This is a genomic window from Mesorhizobium sp. WSM4846 (assembly GCF_055811415.1).
Window position 1 is genome coordinate 86,916 of record NZ_JBVVPZ010000005.1, and the last position, 15,243, is coordinate 102,158.

At 63.4% G+C, this 15,243-nt stretch carries 13 protein-coding genes; 9 read left to right on the forward strand and 4 right to left on the reverse strand.

The window, feature by feature from the left end; all coding sequences use genetic code 11:
- Positions 1–122: 122 nt before the first annotated feature.
- Positions 123–947, forward strand: a complete 825-nt coding sequence (locus AC0L15_RS06890) for a L,D-transpeptidase (RefSeq protein ID WP_287244312.1) — start codon at positions 123–125, stop codon at positions 945–947.
- Between the two features lie 120 nt (positions 948–1,067).
- Here the strand turns inward: AC0L15_RS06890 and AC0L15_RS06895 are convergent, their stop codons facing one another.
- A complete protein-coding gene (locus AC0L15_RS06895; RefSeq protein ID WP_128172653.1) occupies positions 1,068–2,615 on the reverse strand; it encodes a helicase HerA-like C-terminal domain-containing protein in 1,548 nt (515 codons plus the stop codon).
- A gap of 257 nt (positions 2,616–2,872) precedes the next feature.
- Here AC0L15_RS06895 and AC0L15_RS06900 point away from each other — a divergent pair, with 257 nt between their 5' ends.
- The 4 genes from AC0L15_RS06900 (at position 2,873) to AC0L15_RS06915 (ending at position 7,111) form a co-directional block, all read left to right on the forward strand.
- On the forward strand, positions 2,873–4,312 hold the full coding sequence (locus AC0L15_RS06900) for a methylmalonyl-CoA mutase subunit beta (protein ID WP_287341872.1): 1,440 nt from the start codon (positions 2,873–2,875) through the stop codon (positions 4,310–4,312).
- Positions 4,309–6,432, forward strand: coding sequence for a methylmalonyl-CoA mutase (gene scpA, locus AC0L15_RS06905; RefSeq protein ID WP_287244317.1), 2,124 nt, complete (start codon positions 4,309–4,311; stop codon positions 6,430–6,432). The genes AC0L15_RS06900 and scpA overlap by 4 nt, the downstream gene beginning before the upstream one ends.
- A gap of 71 nt (positions 6,433–6,503) precedes the next feature.
- Positions 6,504–6,725 (forward strand): AbrB/MazE/SpoVT family DNA-binding domain-containing protein, encoded by a 222-nt coding sequence (locus tag AC0L15_RS06910; RefSeq protein WP_128168029.1) that lies wholly within the window; start codon positions 6,504–6,506, stop codon positions 6,723–6,725.
- A complete protein-coding gene (locus AC0L15_RS06915; protein ID WP_287239333.1) occupies positions 6,722–7,111 on the forward strand; it encodes a type II toxin-antitoxin system death-on-curing family toxin in 390 nt (129 codons plus the stop codon). Before AC0L15_RS06910 ends, AC0L15_RS06915 begins: the two co-directional genes overlap by 4 nt.
- A 119-nt stretch (positions 7,112–7,230) precedes the next feature.
- Here AC0L15_RS06915 and greA read toward each other — a convergent pair whose 3' ends face one another.
- The 3 genes from greA to AC0L15_RS06930 all read right to left on the reverse strand — a co-directional run bounded on the left by greA (position 7,231) and on the right by AC0L15_RS06930 (position 10,172).
- Positions 7,231–7,704, reverse strand: coding sequence for a transcription elongation factor GreA (greA, locus tag AC0L15_RS06920; protein ID WP_287244318.1), 474 nt, complete (start codon positions 7,702–7,704; stop codon positions 7,231–7,233).
- 167 nt (positions 7,705–7,871) lie between these two features.
- Entirely contained in the window at positions 7,872–8,876 is a 1,005-nt protein-coding gene (locus tag AC0L15_RS06925; protein WP_287244319.1) for an asparaginase, read from the reverse strand.
- Positions 8,877–9,005: 129 nt separating this feature from the next.
- Entirely contained in the window at positions 9,006–10,172 is a 1,167-nt protein-coding gene (locus tag AC0L15_RS06930; protein WP_287244322.1) for an acetyl-CoA acetyltransferase, read from the reverse strand.
- Between the two features lie 224 nt (positions 10,173–10,396).
- Here AC0L15_RS06930 and betI point away from each other — a divergent pair, with 224 nt between their 5' ends.
- Genes betI through betA form a run of 4 tightly spaced genes read left to right on the forward strand, consistent with a single transcriptional unit; the run spans position 10,397 to position 15,173 of the window.
- Positions 10,397–10,987 carry a choline-binding transcriptional repressor BetI gene (gene betI / locus AC0L15_RS06935; RefSeq protein WP_473496044.1) on the forward strand — a complete coding sequence of 197 codons (591 nt, stop codon included), beginning with the start codon at positions 10,397–10,399 and terminating at the stop codon, positions 10,985–10,987.
- On the forward strand, positions 10,984–12,513 hold the full coding sequence (betC, locus tag AC0L15_RS06940; RefSeq protein ID WP_287244324.1) for a choline-sulfatase: 1,530 nt from the start codon (positions 10,984–10,986) through the stop codon (positions 12,511–12,513). The genes betI and betC overlap by 4 nt, the downstream gene beginning before the upstream one ends.
- Entirely contained in the window at positions 12,510–13,517 is a 1,008-nt protein-coding gene (locus AC0L15_RS06945) for a threonine/serine dehydratase (RefSeq protein ID WP_287244325.1), read from the forward strand. The genes betC and AC0L15_RS06945 overlap by 4 nt, the downstream gene beginning before the upstream one ends.
- Positions 13,518–13,520: 3 nt before the next feature.
- The gene (gene betA / locus AC0L15_RS06950) at positions 13,521–15,173 is read left to right on the forward strand and encodes a choline dehydrogenase (RefSeq protein WP_473496045.1); all 1,653 of its coding nucleotides are present in this window, start codon (positions 13,521–13,523) and stop codon (positions 15,171–15,173) included.
- The last annotated feature ends 70 nt before the right edge of the window (positions 15,174–15,243 follow it).

Sequence of the window (15,243 nt, forward strand, 5' to 3'; positions counted from 1 at the left end):
CTTTGTTTGTTCACCCTCAGGCCAGAATCGGAACCGCCTATCGCGCCAGGCATTGGTAGGGCTGGCGCGCCGTACTGATTGGCGTATTCATGTTCTGTTTCGATATCTTAAAAAAGGCAACGATGTTCATAACCGAAATCGACTCCTATCGCCTGAGCCGTCGCGGCTTTCTCAACGCCGCTGCGCTCGGCGCCGCCTCGATTGCGGTTTCCGCCTGCACCACGACGGCAGGCCGGCCTGTCGAGCCGCCGCCGCCAGCCAATGTCGAGCCGCCGCTCATGGACTATGCAACAATGTACGGTCCGGTCAGCGACAGTGGGTTCGAGCTGCCGGGCATACCCTACGAGAAAATCGACGAGCAATTTCTGCGTCAGATCGTTCCCGATCCGACCGGCCAAGCCCCCGGCACCATCGTCGTCGATACGGCCGGCCACCACCTCTATCTCGTGCGTCCGGGCGGACAAGCCATTCGTTATGGGGTCGGGTTGGGTCGCGCCGGTTTCGAATGGTCTGGCGATGCTGTCGTTCAGTGGAAGCAGAAGTGGCCGAAATGGACGCCGCCGGCCGAAATGATCGCCCGCCAGCCCGAGTACGCAAAATACAGCGCCGAGAATGGCGGCATGCCCGGCGGGCTCACCAATCCGCTCGGAGCGCGGGCGCTGTATCTCTTCGAGGGCAACGAGGACACGCTGTACCGCCTGCACGGCTCGCCGGAGTGGTTTTCCATAGGCAAATCAGTGTCATCTGGCTGCGTTCGCTTGATAAATCAGGACATTATCGACCTTTATGACCGTGTGCCCAACAAGACGCCGGTGATCGTTACTTCCGGTGTCGGTCAGGAACTGGTTGCCACGGCAGACCGCAAAGCCATTCCAATCGATGCGGGCGTCCCGGAAGGATCGATCCTGCTCGGCCCGGCAAGGGCGATCTCGGAACCGATCTTCTGAGCTGGTCGAAGGCGCTGGAGCGGCGGACTTTCGGCGCCGCGAATTTCCGGTCCGATGCTTTTCCCCGAGCATCGGATTCTCGCAAAACCGGTGACCGGTTTTGGGTCCGATGCGGTGCTTTCAGCGCCGCCCCCTAGCCAGGCTGCCGAGGATGCCGCGCACGATCGCCCGTCCAACCGACGTGCCGACCGAGCGAACCACCGATTTGATCGCCGCCTCCGCCACCGTCTGGCGATTGGACGCTCGCGGCGCCGGTGCTCGCCTGCCGCCGGTGGGCTGGGGGGCGGGATCGTCATTGCCGAAGCCTGGAATGGTCCAGCGCGAGCCGCCGCTCTCCTGCTGCTGCGCCTCCGCGTCCAACGCATCCTTGGCTTTTTTCTGCAGCATCTCGAAAGCCGATTCGCGATCGACGGTCTGATCGTACTGTCCCACAACCGGGCTCTCGGTGATCAGCGTGCGGCGCTCGTCAGGCGTGATCGGGCCAAGTCGCGACGACGGCGGGCGAACCAGCGTCCGCTGGACCATGGACGGAACACCTTTGGCTTCCAGCGTCGAGACCAGCGCCTCGCCGGTGCCGAGCTGCGTGATCACGGTAGCACAGTCGAAGTCGGGATTAGGCCTGAACGTCTCGGCGGCGGTCCTCACGGCCTTCTGCTCCCGTGGCGTGTAGGCGCGCAGGGCGTGCTGCACCCGGTTGCCGAGCTGGGCCAGAACGGTTTCGGGGATATCCAGTGGATTCTGGGTGACGAAGTAGACGCCGACGCCCTTCGAACGGATCAGGCGGACCACCTGCTCGACGCGGTCGATCAGCACCTTCGGCGCGTCGTCGAACAGAAGGTGCGCCTCGTCGAAGAAGAAGACCAGCTTTGGCTTGTCGGGATCGCCGACTTCGGGCAGCTCCTCGAACAGTTCCGACATCAGCCACAGCAGGAATGTCGCATAGAGCCGGGGATTCATCATCAGCTTGTCGGCGGCCAGCACGCTGATCGCGCCGCGCCCGTCGCGGGTGGTGCGCATGATGTCGGCGATCCGCAATGCCGGCTCGCCGAAGAAATTCGTCGCGCCCTGCTGCTCCAGAACCAGCAGCGTGCGCTGGATTGCGCCTACCGAAGGTTTCGTCACATTGCCGTAGCGAGCGCCGATTTCTTCGGCGCGTTCGGCGATGTTGGCAAGAAGCGCTTGCAGGTCCTTGAGGTCCAGCAGCAACAAGCCTTCCTCGTCTGCGATGCGGAAGGCGATGTTCATGATGCCTTCCTGCGCCTCGGACAGGTTCATAAGCCGCGACAGCAGCAGCGGCCCCATTTCCGAGACGGTGGCGCGGATCGGATGGCCCTGCTCGCCGAAAAGATCCCAGAATATGACCGGAAATTCCTGGAAATCATAGGGATCGAGCTTGACCTGCTCGGCGCGCTTGACCAGAAAATCCTGTGCCGCGCCCATCATGGCGATACCGGACAGGTCGCCCTTGATGTCGGCGCAGAAGACCGGCACGCCGGCATTGGAGAAACCTTCCGCCAAAATCTGCAAGCTCACGGTCTTGCCGGTGCCGGTCGCGCCGGTGACCAGGCCATGACGATTGCCATACTGAAGCAGCAGGTTTTCGGCGCGCTGGTAGCTGTCATCAGGCTTTCGGCTGGCTCCGATGAAAATACTGGTGTCGTCAGCCATGTGTCGGGTCTCCGCAACCTGAAGTGTTGAATGCCCTGATCTATTGAAAGTAGCGGGGCTCGCCGCAGGTATAATGACGCCATTGCGCAGCGACAATGGCCATGGTCGAAATTGGGTTTTGGAGCTTGCGGATTTTGCGCATGTTTGGCAATCGGTTGACGGTTCACCGTCGCAGGGCGCGTGTTGCATTGTGATATGCGACGGGGAACCGTAGACTGACGTTCCAGGCCTATCGGCCGAGAAGACGAGGAGAGCGGATGGCCGGTGCCTTGAACCACGATGCCGAACTTCCGAACCCTGACCGGCAGCGGTGGCTAGCCCTTGCGGAAAAAGCCCTGGCCGGCGGATCCTTCGAGGAAAAACTCGTATCCCATGCGGACGATGGCATCCGCATCGAACCGCTTTATGATCGTTCGGTCACCGCAGAGCCTCTCCCACGGGCAAACCCCGGATCGCCGTGGATCGTCAGCCAGCGTATCGACGATCCGGATGTCGGCCGCGCCAAAGCCCAGGCCCTGGAGGACGTCGCACAGGGCGCCACCGGATTGTCGCTTGTCTTCGAAGGCGCGCCGAATGCGTTCGGCTACGGCCTGCCGAGGACTGCCGAGGCGCTGGAGACCGTGCTGGACGGCGTGCCGCTCCACCGCATCCAAGTCCGCATCGACGCGCATCCCTGGAGCCGCGCCGTGGCCGACTGGCTGGTTGCGTTCTTGAGCAAGCGCCGGTCAGACCCGGCAAAGCTCAACCTGTCCTTCGGCATCGACCCGGCGGCGATCTTTGCCGGAACCGGCCGGTTGCGGATGTCGATCGAGGCCTTGCAGGCGTCGATGCCGCAGTCCCTGGCGCACTTTTTCTCGATGGGCGTGCCCGGGGTCCTGCTGGAGGCAGACGGACGCGTCTTCCACAATGCCGGTGCCACCGAAGCGCAGGAGCTGGGCACCATGATGGCTTCGGCGGTCTCCTATCTCCGGATGTTCGAGGAGGCGCGCCAGCCGCTTGTCTATGCGGCGCCCCATATCGGCTTTGCGCTGAGCGTCGACCAGGACCAGTTCGTATCGATGGCCAAGGTCAGGGCCCTGCGCAGGCTGTGGACGCGGGTCCAGGAGGCATGCTCGATCTCCGCCGCCACCGCCAACATCCATGCCGAGACATCGTTCCGCATGATGTCTTCGGCGGACCCGGAGACGAACATCCTGCGCACCACGATCGCCGCTTTTGCCGCGGCAACCGGCGGGGCGGACTCGGTCTCCATCCTGCCTCATACGATCGCGCATGGCCTGCCGGCGGGCTTTGCCCGCCGTGTTGCCCGCAATACGCAACTGATCATGGCCAACGAAAGCCATATCGATCATGTCGCCGACCCTGCTTGCGGTTCGGGCGCCGTTGAAGCGCTGACTGGCGAACTCTGTGAAGCTGCCTGGGAAGAATTCCAGCGGATCGAGGCGGAAGGCGGCGTGCTGTCCAGCCTGCAGCAAGGACACATCCAGAAACGGGTTCAGGCGGCCGCCGCCCGCCGCAATGCCGCCTATCAGGCGGGCGACCGGGCCATCATCGGCACGACCCTTCACCCGTCGAAGACCGGACGTCCGGTCGAAACCTTGGCGGCGGAGCGGCGGCCCTCGGTCACCGAGGGCGTCGCGGTGTGCGAGCCGCTGTTTCCGATCCGTATCGATCAATCGATCGGAGCAGCATCATGATCCCGGATTTCAGCCAGATCGGCTGGTCGGCGCCGCGCCGGGCGCCGATTGAGGTCAAGGGCCAGCGGATGACCCCGGAAGGCCTGGCCATCAAGCATCTGTACAACCAGGGCGACCTCAAGGGGTTGCCGCATCTCGACACTTATCCGGGCCTGCCGCCATTCGTGCGCGGCCCCTACCCGACCATGTATGTCCAGCAGCCGTGGACGATCCGGCAATATGCCGGCTTCTCGACGGCGGAAGAGTCGAACGCCTTTTACCGGCGCAACCTCGCGGCCGGCCAGAAGGGACTGTCGGTCGCTTTCGACCTTGCCACGCATCGCGGCTACGACAGCGATCATCCGCGCGTTGCCGGTGATGTCGGCATGGCAGGCGTCGCCATCGATTCCATCCTCGACATGCGCCAGCTCTTCGACGGCATCCCGCTTGACGAGATGACGGTGTCGATGACCATGAACGGCGCGGTGCTGCCGATCATGGCGCTCTACATCGTCGCCGCGGAAGAACAGGGCGTTGCGCAAAAGGACCTCGCCGGGACCATTCAGAACGACATTCTAAAAGAGTTCATGGTGCGCAACACCTACATCTATCCGCCAAAGCCTTCGATGCGGATCGTGTCGGACATTTTCTCCTATACGTCGCAGCACATGCCGAGGTTCAATTCGATTTCGATCTCCGGCTATCACATGCAGGAGGCAGGGGCGACCGCCGACCTCGAGCTCGCCTACACGATCGCCGATGGAATCGAATATGCCCGCGCCGGTGTCGCGGCGGGGCTCGATATCGACCGTTTTGCGCCGCGCCTGTCCTTCTTCTGGGCGATCGGCATGAACTTCTTCATGGAAGTCGCCAAGCTGAGGGCAGCCCGCCTTTTGTGGTCGACCCTGATGCTGAAGAACTTCTCGCCGAAGGACGAGCGCTCGCTGTCGCTGCGCACCCATTGCCAGACTTCGGGCTGGTCGCTAACGGCGCAGGACCCTTACAACAACATCATTCGCACCATGATCGAGGCGATGGCGGCGACGCAGGGTCATACACAATCGCTGCACACCAACGCCTTCGACGAGGCGATGGCGCTGCCGACCGACCATTCGGCCCGCATCGCCCGCAACACGCAGCTCATCCTGCAAAAGGAATCCGGCACCACCCGCATCATCGACCCGTGGGGCGGCTCTGCCTATCTCGAACGGCTGACGCATGACCTGGCGGCGCGCGCGCTTGCCCATATCGAAGAGGTCGAGAGCCTGGGTGGCATGGCCGCCGCAACCGAAAAAAACATACCGAAACTGCGCATCGAAGAGGCCGCCGCGCGCACGCAGGCGCGGATCGATTCCGGCGAACAGATCCTGGTCGGCGTCAACGCCTATCGTCCCGGGACGGATATCAAAGTCGACGTGCTGAAGATCGACAACGCCGAAGTCAGGGCCCGGCAATTGTCGAAACTGCAGCGGCTGAAAGGCACGCGCGACGTCGGCGCCGTCGAGAGCGCACTGAGTGCGCTGAGCCGGGCTGCGGAGAGCGGCGAAAATCTGCTGGAGTTCGCCATTCGCGCCGCACGCGCCAACGCCACAGTCGGCGAGATTTCACTGGCGCTGGAAAAGGTTTTTGGCCGCCATGTCGCCTCCGTCCAGACGATCTCCGGCGTCTATCGCAAGGCGCTCGGCGACAATCCGGCGGTCGATCGGCTGCAGGACAAGATCGTCGCGTTCGAGGAGAAGTCCGGCGGCAAGCCACGCATTCTCGTCGCCAAGATGGGACAGGATGGCCACGATCGCGGCCAGAAAGTGATCGCCACCGCCTTTGCCGATCTAGGCTTCGACGTCACCGTCGGGCCGATGTTCCAGACGCCGGACGAGATCGCCAGGCTTGGCGTCGAGCACGACGTGCATATCATTGGCGCCTCGTCGCTGGCCGCGGGTCATTTGACCCTCATTCCCGAACTCAGGGACGCGCTGAAGAAGCTTGGCCGCGACGATATGCTGATCGTCGCCGGCGGCGTCATCCCGCCGCAAGATCATGAGGCGGTACGGCAGGCGGGTGCTGTGGAAATCTTCCCGCCAGGCACCGTCATCCCGGAAGCGGCGGAGCGGCTGATGGACAGGCTACTGCAGGCCGGCTGAACTTGTTATAATCCATGTTGCAACGACCGACAATTTGAGTTATAATTGGCGTTGCAACAAGGGTTGAATCCATGAACACGACCATTCGCAAAATCGGCAATTCCGAAGGCGTGATCCTGCCCAAGGAAATTCTCGATCGCCTGAATCTGAAGGCCGGCGATCAGCTTGAGATCGTCGAAACGAGCAAGGGCATCGCCCTTCGGCCAGTGGACGACAGCTTCGAGCGGCAGATGGAAGCTGCTCGCCAAGTCATGGACAAATACAAAGTCGCGCTTCAGAAGCTCGCCGAATGAGCTGGGAGTTCCTGAGCCGGCGTGCGGTCGAAGCCATGCACGCCGAGCAGTTGCGTCGGCACGGCGGAGCGCACGGTTTGAGGGATGAGAATGCCCTCGAATCGGCGCTCGCCCGAGCCGAGAACAAGGCGAACTATGGTGATCCATCGATCGAGGATCTGGCGGCGGCCTATATCTTCGGCATCGCCAGAAATCACGCCTTTGTCGACGGCAACAAGCGCACGGCCATCGTCGCCGCCGGCGCATTCCTGATTGTCAACGGCTATATGCTGACGGCCGACAACGGCACGATCTATGAGTTCGTAATGGGCGTCGCCGCCGGCGAAATCGACGAGGCGGGTGCTGCGGCGTTCTTCCGCGACCATGTCGTCAAGGTCGAGGGCTAATGTGCGTCGCGTTCGGGATGGATTCCCGCGACGCGCTTTAAGTTCTCGTTTTTATGCGGTCGCTATCGCAAAACCGCTGCGCACCCTCCGGTCAGGCCCGCATGCTTGGGCGACATGCATTAGCTGTCGGAGAGCTTCACAATCTCCCACTCCCTGCCGTTCACCACGGCAATTTCGCCGATCCTCTTGCCGAACAAGGCCAAGGCCATCGGTGAAACATGGGAAATCGTCCCCTTGGCCGGATCGGCCTCATCCTCGCCGACAATCCTCCAGTGCACCTTCCTGCCGTCATCGCCTTCCAGCGTGACGCCCATGCCGAAGCGAACCAGGTCGCTGCCCGGATCCGGCACGGAAAGCTCGGCGCTTTCACGCCGCGCGGTCCAGTAGCGCAGGTCGCGCGAGATGAGCGCGATGCGCTCGCGGTCGGCCCTCTTTTCCGCTCTGCCCAGATCGTCGCGCAGGGCAGCCAGTTCGGCGTCGATCAGCGCCAGGCCGCGTTGCGTCACCAGATTGCGATGGTGGCTGATCGGCCGCTCGCCGATGCCGGCGATGGCGTTTTCGCTATCTTCTTCGCGCGTGAAGGCTCTGCTCATCAGTCGAGCTTATGCCTCGCGTGGCGACTCCACAAGCTATTGCCGGCAAACCGGATCTGCCGATCCGGCGTGACACGATTCCTGCGGCGCGACGGCCGGACACTCGGACTCTGTGCGGATATGCGCATCTGACCCTCGGACGCAATCCTGGGAGCCGAAGCCCGTTCTCAGCCCAGCGCAGCAGTGGGGCGGAGTGAGCCGACCTTGGCGCCGATCCGGTTTTCCACGGGCGGATGTGCCTGTTCGACCAGTATCGCCGCCAGCGCCTTGTCGGCGTGCAAAACCTTGGCCATGCAGGCCGCGACCATGACTTCAGCGGCGCGGCCGGCGCCATCATCGCATTTCAGCGCAATGCCAAGGCCAAGCTCGGGAAGTGCCGCGCAATAGACGCCTTCGGCCCCTCCCTTCACAAAAATCCGGCCTGACGCAGCCTGCATCAGCGCAACATCAGCCCTGCCCGTGCCAGCGACGAAAAATGGCTCGGCCATGCAAGCGGAAAGCAGCCGCTTTGCGGCTTTGGCGCGAATGGGTTCAAAGCCAATACCTGTCGCCATGCGGGCAAGGCCGAGCGCGAAGCTGCGTAGCGGCACGGCGTAGGTCGGGATCGAGCAGCCGTCAGTGCCGCAATGATCGACATCATGGGCAGCACCGGTCACCGCTTGCATTGCATCGCGCACCATGTCCTGCGAGGCATGGCCGGATTTGACATAGCCGCGATGAGCGACGCCGGCGTGGACGCAGGTGCAGAGAAAGCCTGCATGCTTGCCAGAACAATTGTTGTGCAGCGCGTTTGGCGAGGTGCCGGCACGGGCGAGCGCAACTGTCGCGTCATGGCTTGACGGCCAATGCGCGCCGCATTCCAGCGCCGTGTCGTCCAGCCCGGCTTTGGCCAGCATCGCCCGCGCCAGTTCGACATGCGCCGGCTCGCCGGAATGCGAAGCGCAGGCCAGCGCCAGTTCGCGATCGCCGAAGCCATACGCAGCGGCGGCGCCGCTTTCGACCAGCGGCAGCGCCTGGATCGCCTTGACCGCCGAGCGCGGAAACACCGGGCGAGCCGTATCGCCGATTTCCAGGAACGGCTTGCCATCGGCATCGAAGACCGCAATGGCGCCACGATGCGCGCTCTCTACCACGGCGCCGCGCAAAACTTCGACCAGAACCGGATTTGTCATGAATTCCCCGCTAACGCATGACCTCGAAAATCGGATTCGATTTTCGAAAAGGATCATGCGTAAAATCAAAGTGTTACAGCGTCCTTTTCGCGTCCGGAAGGGCGCGCGACGCTGTAATGCGGGCCGCTTTTATCTGATCCGATCGAGAATGGAAACGTAGTTGGCGACCGCGGCGCCGCCCATATTGAAGATGCCGCCGAGCTTTGCTCCGGGCACCTGGATGCCGCCGGCCTCGCCGACGAGCTGCATGGCGCTCAGCACATGCATCGACACGCCGGTGGCGCCGATCGGATGGCCCTTGGCCTTCAGCCCACCTGACGGATTTACCGGCAGCCGGCCGTCCTTCGCCGTCTCGCCGTCCAGCGCCAGTTTTGCGCCCTCGCCCGGTCTCGCCAGGCCCATCGCCTCATATTCGATCAGCTCGGCGATGGTGAAGCAGTCATGCGTCTCGACAAAGGACAGATCGTCGAGCGTCACACCGGCCTTGTTCAACGCCTGGCTCCAGGCCTGCTCGCAACCCTCGAATGCCAGGATGTCACGCTTCGACATCGGCAGGAAATCCTGCACATGCTCGTTGGCGCGGAAAGCGACGGCGCGGCGCATTTTCAATGCCGTCGCGGTGTCGGCAAGCACCAGGGCGGCGGCGCCGTCCGAGACCAGCGAGCAGTCGGTACGCTTCAGGGGACCGGCGACGAAGGGGTTCTTCTCGCTCTCGTGCCGGCAGAACTGATAGCCGAAATCCTTGCGCATCTGCGCGTAGGGATTGTCGACGCCGTTCCTGTGGTTCTTGGCGGCGATCATCGCCAGCGCGTCCGACTGATCGCCATAGCGTTGGAAATAGGCTTGCGCGATCTGGCCGAAAACGCCGGCGAAGCCTGCCGGCGTGTCGCCCTCCTCGGGCAGATACGAGGCCTTGAGAAGATTCTTGCCGATTTCCGGACCAGATGTCGTCGTCATCTGCTCGGCGCCGACCACCAGCACGATACGCGCCGCATTGGCGTCGATGGCGCGGATGCCTTGCCTGACCGCCGCCGAGCCGGTGGCGCAGGCGTTCTCGACCCGCGTCGCCGGCTTGAAGCGCAGCCGGTCGTCGGCCTGCAGGACCAGGCTTGCGGTGAAATCCTGTGCGGAAAAGCCGGCATTGAAGTGGCCGAGCACGATCTCATCGACCTCGTCCGGACCGATGCCGGCATGATCGAGCGCCTCGCTAGCCACCTTGGTGATGAGGCCCTCCAGCGTCTCGCCTTCGAGCTTGCCGAAGCGCGAATGCGCCCAGCCGACGATGCATGCTGTCATGGTTATCTCCATCCCTGCGGCCGGGCTACGCGATGTCGCGGCGCGCTATCAACATTGTTCAAGAATGAACCGTTCCAGCGACTTCGTAAAGGGGCCAGAACCACACAGCGACTTGATCTTGATATCTGGTCACGGCAGCTGACATTTGCCACACAATCGCGTCGGATTTTTGTTGATTGATCCGTCAATAAAAAATAGTCTTGCCGCAACGGACCGGAGCAAAGATGCCGAAAATCGGAATGGAGCCGCTGCGCCGCAGGGCGCTGATCAACGCGACGATCTCGGCGATCGGCGAGCGCGGTTCGCTTGATGTGACGATGTCGGAAATCGCCGGGCGAGCCGGGGTGTCCTCGGCGCTCGCCCATCACTATTTCGGCGCCAAGGACGAACTTTTGCTGGCGACGATGCGGCACATCTTGGCCGAGCTGACCGCCGACATGCGGCGCGCGCTTCGATCGGCCAGCACGCCACGCCAGCGCGTTTCGGCGGTGGTCGCGGTCAATTTCTCCGACGCCCAGTTCCAGCCGGAAACGATAGCCGCCTGGCTCGCCTTCTATGTCGAGGCGCAGAAATCGCCAGCGCTGCGCCGGCTGCTCAAGGTCTATGCGCGACGCCTGCATTCCAATCTGTTGAGCGGGCTGACCTGCATCCTGCCGAGAAGCGAAGCCGACCGCGTCGCCGAGGCGACAGCGGCGCTGATCGACGGGCTCTACATTAGGCGCGCGCTGAAGGACGGCGTGCCCAATGCCGCGACCGCGATCGCGCTGATCGAGGACTATCTCGAAACGAAACTCGGGCGGCGGAGCGCGCAGTGACGTCGAAGCGACCCAATTTTCTGATCGTCATGGTCGATCAGCTCAACGGCACATTGTTCCCGGATGGGCCGGCAGACTTCCTGCATGCGCCGCATCTGAAGGCGCTGGCGGCTCGTTCGGCGCGCTTCAAGAACAATTACACCGCCTCGCCGCTCTGCGCGCCGGGCCGTGCGGCGTTCATGAGCGGCCAGTTGCCGTCGCGCACCGAGGTCTATGACAATGCCGCCGAATTCGCCTCGTCGATCCCGACCTATGCGCATCATCTGCGTGCCGCCGGCTACCACGCCTGCCTGTCCGGCAAGATGCATTTCGTCGGGCCGGATCAGTTGCATGGCTTCGAGGAGCGGCTGACCACCGACATCTATCCGGCCGATTTCGGTTGGACGCCGGATTATCGCAAGCCCGGCGAGCGGATCGACTGGTGGTATCACAATCTCGGCTCGGTGGCCGGCGCCGGCGTCGCCGAGATCACCAACCAGATGGAATATGACGACGAAGTCGCTTTTCACGCGGTGCAGAAGCTTTATGATTTCGCCCGCGTTTCGGACGATGCCGCGCGCCGGCCGTGGTGCCTGACCGTCTCCTTCACCCATCCGCACGACCCCTATGTCGCGCGCCGGCGCTATTGGGATCTCTACGAGGATTGCCCGGCGCTCGAGCCGGAAGTCGGCTTCATCCCCTATGACGAACAGGATCCGCATTCGCAGCGGCTTTACCGCGCCAGCGACTCTGACAGTTTCGACATCACCGGCGAGCAGATCCGCCGCGCGCGGCGCGGCTATTTCGCCAGCATCTCTTATCTCGACGACAAGGTCGGCGAACTGCTGTCGGTGCTCGAGCGCACGCGGATGCTCGACGACACGATCATCCTGTTCTGCTCCGATCACGGCGACATGCTCGGCGAGCGCGGCCTGTGGTTCAAGATGTGCTTCTTCGAGGGCTCGGCGCGGGTGCCGCTGATGATCGCCGGAAAAGACATTTCGGCCATCCTGATCGACGCACCGGTCTCCAATCTCGACGTCGTGCCGACGCTTTGCGACCTCGCCGGCATCGACATGAGCGGGATTGCGCTATGGACCGACGGCCAGTCGCTGCTGCCGCTGCTCGACGGCAAGACGCGCACTGAACCTGTGCTGATGGAATATGCGGCCGAAGGCTCCAACGCGCCGATGGTGGCGATCCGCGAGGGCCGTTATAAATTCATCCATTGCGAGATCGATCCGCCGCAACTGTTTGATCTTGAATCGGATCCGCGGGAATTGACCAACCTCGCCGCCGACCCGGCGCACGCGGCTTTGGTGGCTTCTTTCACCGATAAGGTCCGGGCGCGCTGGGACATGGCTGCCTTCGATGCCGCCGTACGCGCCAGCCAGGCGCGCCGCTGGGTGGTCTATCCGGCGCTGCGCAACGGCACGCATTACCCCTGGGAATTCCAGCCGCTGCAGAAGGCCTCGGAACGTTACATGCGCAACCACATGAACCTCGACCTGCTCGAAGAGCAGAAGCGCTTTCCACGAGGCGAATGATGACAACCCAGGTCCCCTCCCTCGATCACCTCAAACAGGCCTATGCCGTCACCGCCAAGGCGACGCAGATCACGCCGCTGCTGGAATCGGCGGCCTTGGCCCGAGAGACCGGCGCCTTGCGCGTCTTCGTCAAGCCGGAGTCGCTGCAATGGGCGGGTTCCTTCAAGGTGCGCGGCGCCTTTTGGCGGCTGAAGCGGCTTTCGCCCGATGAAGCCAGGAAGGGCGTCGTCGCCTATTCCTCCGGCAATTTTGCGCAAGGGCTGGCCGCCGCCGGCCAGGCGCTGGGCATTCCAGTGACCATCGTCATGCCGATCGACGCGCCGGCCGCCAAGCGCGACGCAACGACCGGCTATGGCGCGCGCGCGGTGCTGACCGACCATGGCGAGCGCGCGCGTGAGGAGGTTGCCGCCGCCACGGCGCGAGAGATCGCCGAGACCGAGGGGCTGGCGCTGCTGCATCCGTTCGATGACCCCGAGATCGTCGCCGGCCAGGCTGGTGCCGGGCTGGAGGCACTCGAGCAACTCGATGCCAAGAATGCCAGCGCCGATCTGCTGTTCTGCACGGTCGGTGGCGGCGGGCTGATCGGCGGCGTTTCGCTGGCTTTCCACTATCTGTCGCCGGCGACCGAGATCATTGGCGTCGAGCCGGACGGTTTCGACGGCATGGGCGCGTCGCTGGCGCATGGCGTCATCGAAACCATGCCGATCGGGCCGAAATCGATATGCGACGGGCTGATGGCGCGCAGGCCCGGCGACGCGCCGTTCGCGGCGGTCAGGACCGCGGGCGTTCGCGGCATCACCGTCGACGATCAATCGGTGCGCGGCGCGATGCGCGTCGCCTTCGAACGGTTGAAGCTGGTGCTGGAACCTTCGGGCGCTGCATCGCTGGCGGCGCTGCTCGGCGGCAAGGTGGATGTGAGCGGCAAGAGCGTTCTCGTGGTGACAACCGGCGGCAATGTCTCGCTCGCCGATTTCATGACGCATACGAACGATGGGCGCATATGAACCATGCTTGAGGCGGATTTCGTCATCATCGGCGCCGGCTCGGCCGGCTCGGCCATGGCCTACCGGCTGTCGGAGGATGGCAAATATTCGGTGATCGTCATCGAATTTGGCGGCAGCGACATCGGGCCGCTGATCCAGATGCCGTCGGCGCTGTCGATCCCGCTCAATATGAGCCTCTACGACTGGGGTTTTGCCAGCGAGCCGGAGCCGCATCTCGGCGGCCGTGTGCTGGCGACGCCGCGCGGCAAGGTCATCGGCGGCTCGTCCTCGATCAACGGCATGGTCTATGTACGCGGTCACGCCCGCGATTTCGACCATTGGGCAGAACAGGGCGCGGCTGGCTGGGGGTTTGCCGACGTGCTCCCCTACTTCAAGCGCATGGAGGACGCCAACGGCGGCGAGAATGGCTGGCGCGGCCACGGCGGCCCGCTGACCGTGCAGCGCGGCTCAAGGACGAATCCACTCTACGGCGCCTTCGTCGAGGCAGGCCGTCAGGCCGGCTTCGAGCTGACCGACGACTACAACGGCGCGAAGCAGGAAGGCTTTGGTCCGATGGAGCAGACCATTCGCGGCGGCCGCCGCTGGTCGGCGGCGAGTGCCTATCTCAGGCCGGCGCTGAGGCGGAAAAATGTAAGCCTGGTCAAGGGCTTCGCCCGACGGGTGATCATCGAGAATCAACGCGCCACCGGTGTTGAGATCGAAGTGCGCAGACGGATTCAGGTGATCAAGGCGCGACGTGAAGTGATCGTTGCCGCCTCCTCGATCAATTCGCCCAAGATCTTGATGCTGTCCGGCATCGGCCCGTCCCAACATCTGAGGGAATACGGCATTCCGGTGATCGCCGACCGGCCCGGCGTCGGCCGCAACCTGCAGGACCATATGGAACTCTACATCCAGCAGGAATCGACGCAGCCGATCACGCTGAATTCGGTGCTGAACCCGTTCTCCAAGGCGCTGATCGGCGCGCAATGGCTGTTCTTCAAATCGGGCCTCGGCGCAACCAACCATTTCGAGGCGGCCGCCTTCGTGCGCTCGCGCGCCGGCGTCGACTATCCCGACATCCAGTATCATTTCATCCCGGCGGCGGTCCGCTATGACGGCAAGGCGGCGGCGAAAGCGCACGGTTTCCAGGCGCATGTCGGGCCGATGCGATCGAAGTCGCGCGGTTCCGTCACGCTGCGCTCGCCCGATCCCGGATCGAAGCCGGTGATCCGCTTCAACTACATGTCGCATCCGGACGACTGGATCGAGTTCCGCCACTGCATCCGGCTGACGCGCGAGATCTTCGGCCAGTCGGCCTTCGACCCTTATCGCGGCAAGGAGATCTCGCCGGGCTCGAAGGTGCAGTCGGACGACGATCTCGATGCCTTCATCCGCGATCACGCCGAAAGCGCGTACCACCCCTGCGGCACTTGCAAGATGGGCCGCAAGGATGATCCGATGAGCGTCGTCGATCCGCAATGCCGTGTCATCGGCGTCGACGGGCTGCGGATCGCCGATTCTTCGATCTTCCCGCGCGTCACCAACGGCAATCTCAACGCGCCGTCGATCATGACCGGCGAAAAGGCCGCCGACCACATTCTCGGCCGCACGCCGCTGGCGCCGTCCAACCAGGAACCATGGATCAATCCGCGCTGGCAGGTGTCGGATCGATAGAACGACTTGGGTCCATTCGGACGCACAAGCGCTCTATCGCTTTTTTAGTCCTCGCATCGTGCTTTCCGAA

What these genes read in the sequence shown, in the direction of transcription:
- AC0L15_RS06890 (WP_287244312.1), top strand. Translation starts at nt 123, where the DNA reads ATGTTCATAACCGAAATCGACTCCTATCGCCTGAGCCGTCGCGGCTTT.
- AC0L15_RS06895 (WP_128172653.1), bottom strand. Translation starts at nt 2,615, where the DNA reads ATGGCTGACGACACCAGTATTTTCATCGGAGCCAGCCGAAAGCCTGAT.
- AC0L15_RS06900 (WP_287341872.1), top strand. Translation starts at nt 2,873, where the DNA reads ATGGCCGGTGCCTTGAACCACGATGCCGAACTTCCGAACCCTGACCGG.
- scpA (WP_287244317.1), top strand. Translation starts at nt 4,309, where the DNA reads ATGATCCCGGATTTCAGCCAGATCGGCTGGTCGGCGCCGCGCCGGGCG.
- AC0L15_RS06910 (WP_128168029.1), top strand. Translation starts at nt 6,504, where the DNA reads ATGAACACGACCATTCGCAAAATCGGCAATTCCGAAGGCGTGATCCTG.
- AC0L15_RS06915 (WP_287239333.1), top strand. Translation starts at nt 6,722, where the DNA reads ATGAGCTGGGAGTTCCTGAGCCGGCGTGCGGTCGAAGCCATGCACGCC.
- greA (WP_287244318.1), bottom strand. Translation starts at nt 7,704, where the DNA reads ATGAGCAGAGCCTTCACGCGCGAAGAAGATAGCGAAAACGCCATCGCC.
- AC0L15_RS06925 (WP_287244319.1), bottom strand. Translation starts at nt 8,876, where the DNA reads ATGACAAATCCGGTTCTGGTCGAAGTTTTGCGCGGCGCCGTGGTAGAG.
- AC0L15_RS06930 (WP_287244322.1), bottom strand. Translation starts at nt 10,172, where the DNA reads ATGACAGCATGCATCGTCGGCTGGGCGCATTCGCGCTTCGGCAAGCTC.
- betI (WP_473496044.1), top strand. Translation starts at nt 10,397, where the DNA reads ATGCCGAAAATCGGAATGGAGCCGCTGCGCCGCAGGGCGCTGATCAAC.
- AC0L15_RS06945 (WP_287244325.1), top strand. Translation starts at nt 12,510, where the DNA reads ATGATGACAACCCAGGTCCCCTCCCTCGATCACCTCAAACAGGCCTAT.
- betA (WP_473496045.1), top strand. Translation starts at nt 13,521, where the DNA reads ATGCTTGAGGCGGATTTCGTCATCATCGGCGCCGGCTCGGCCGGCTCG.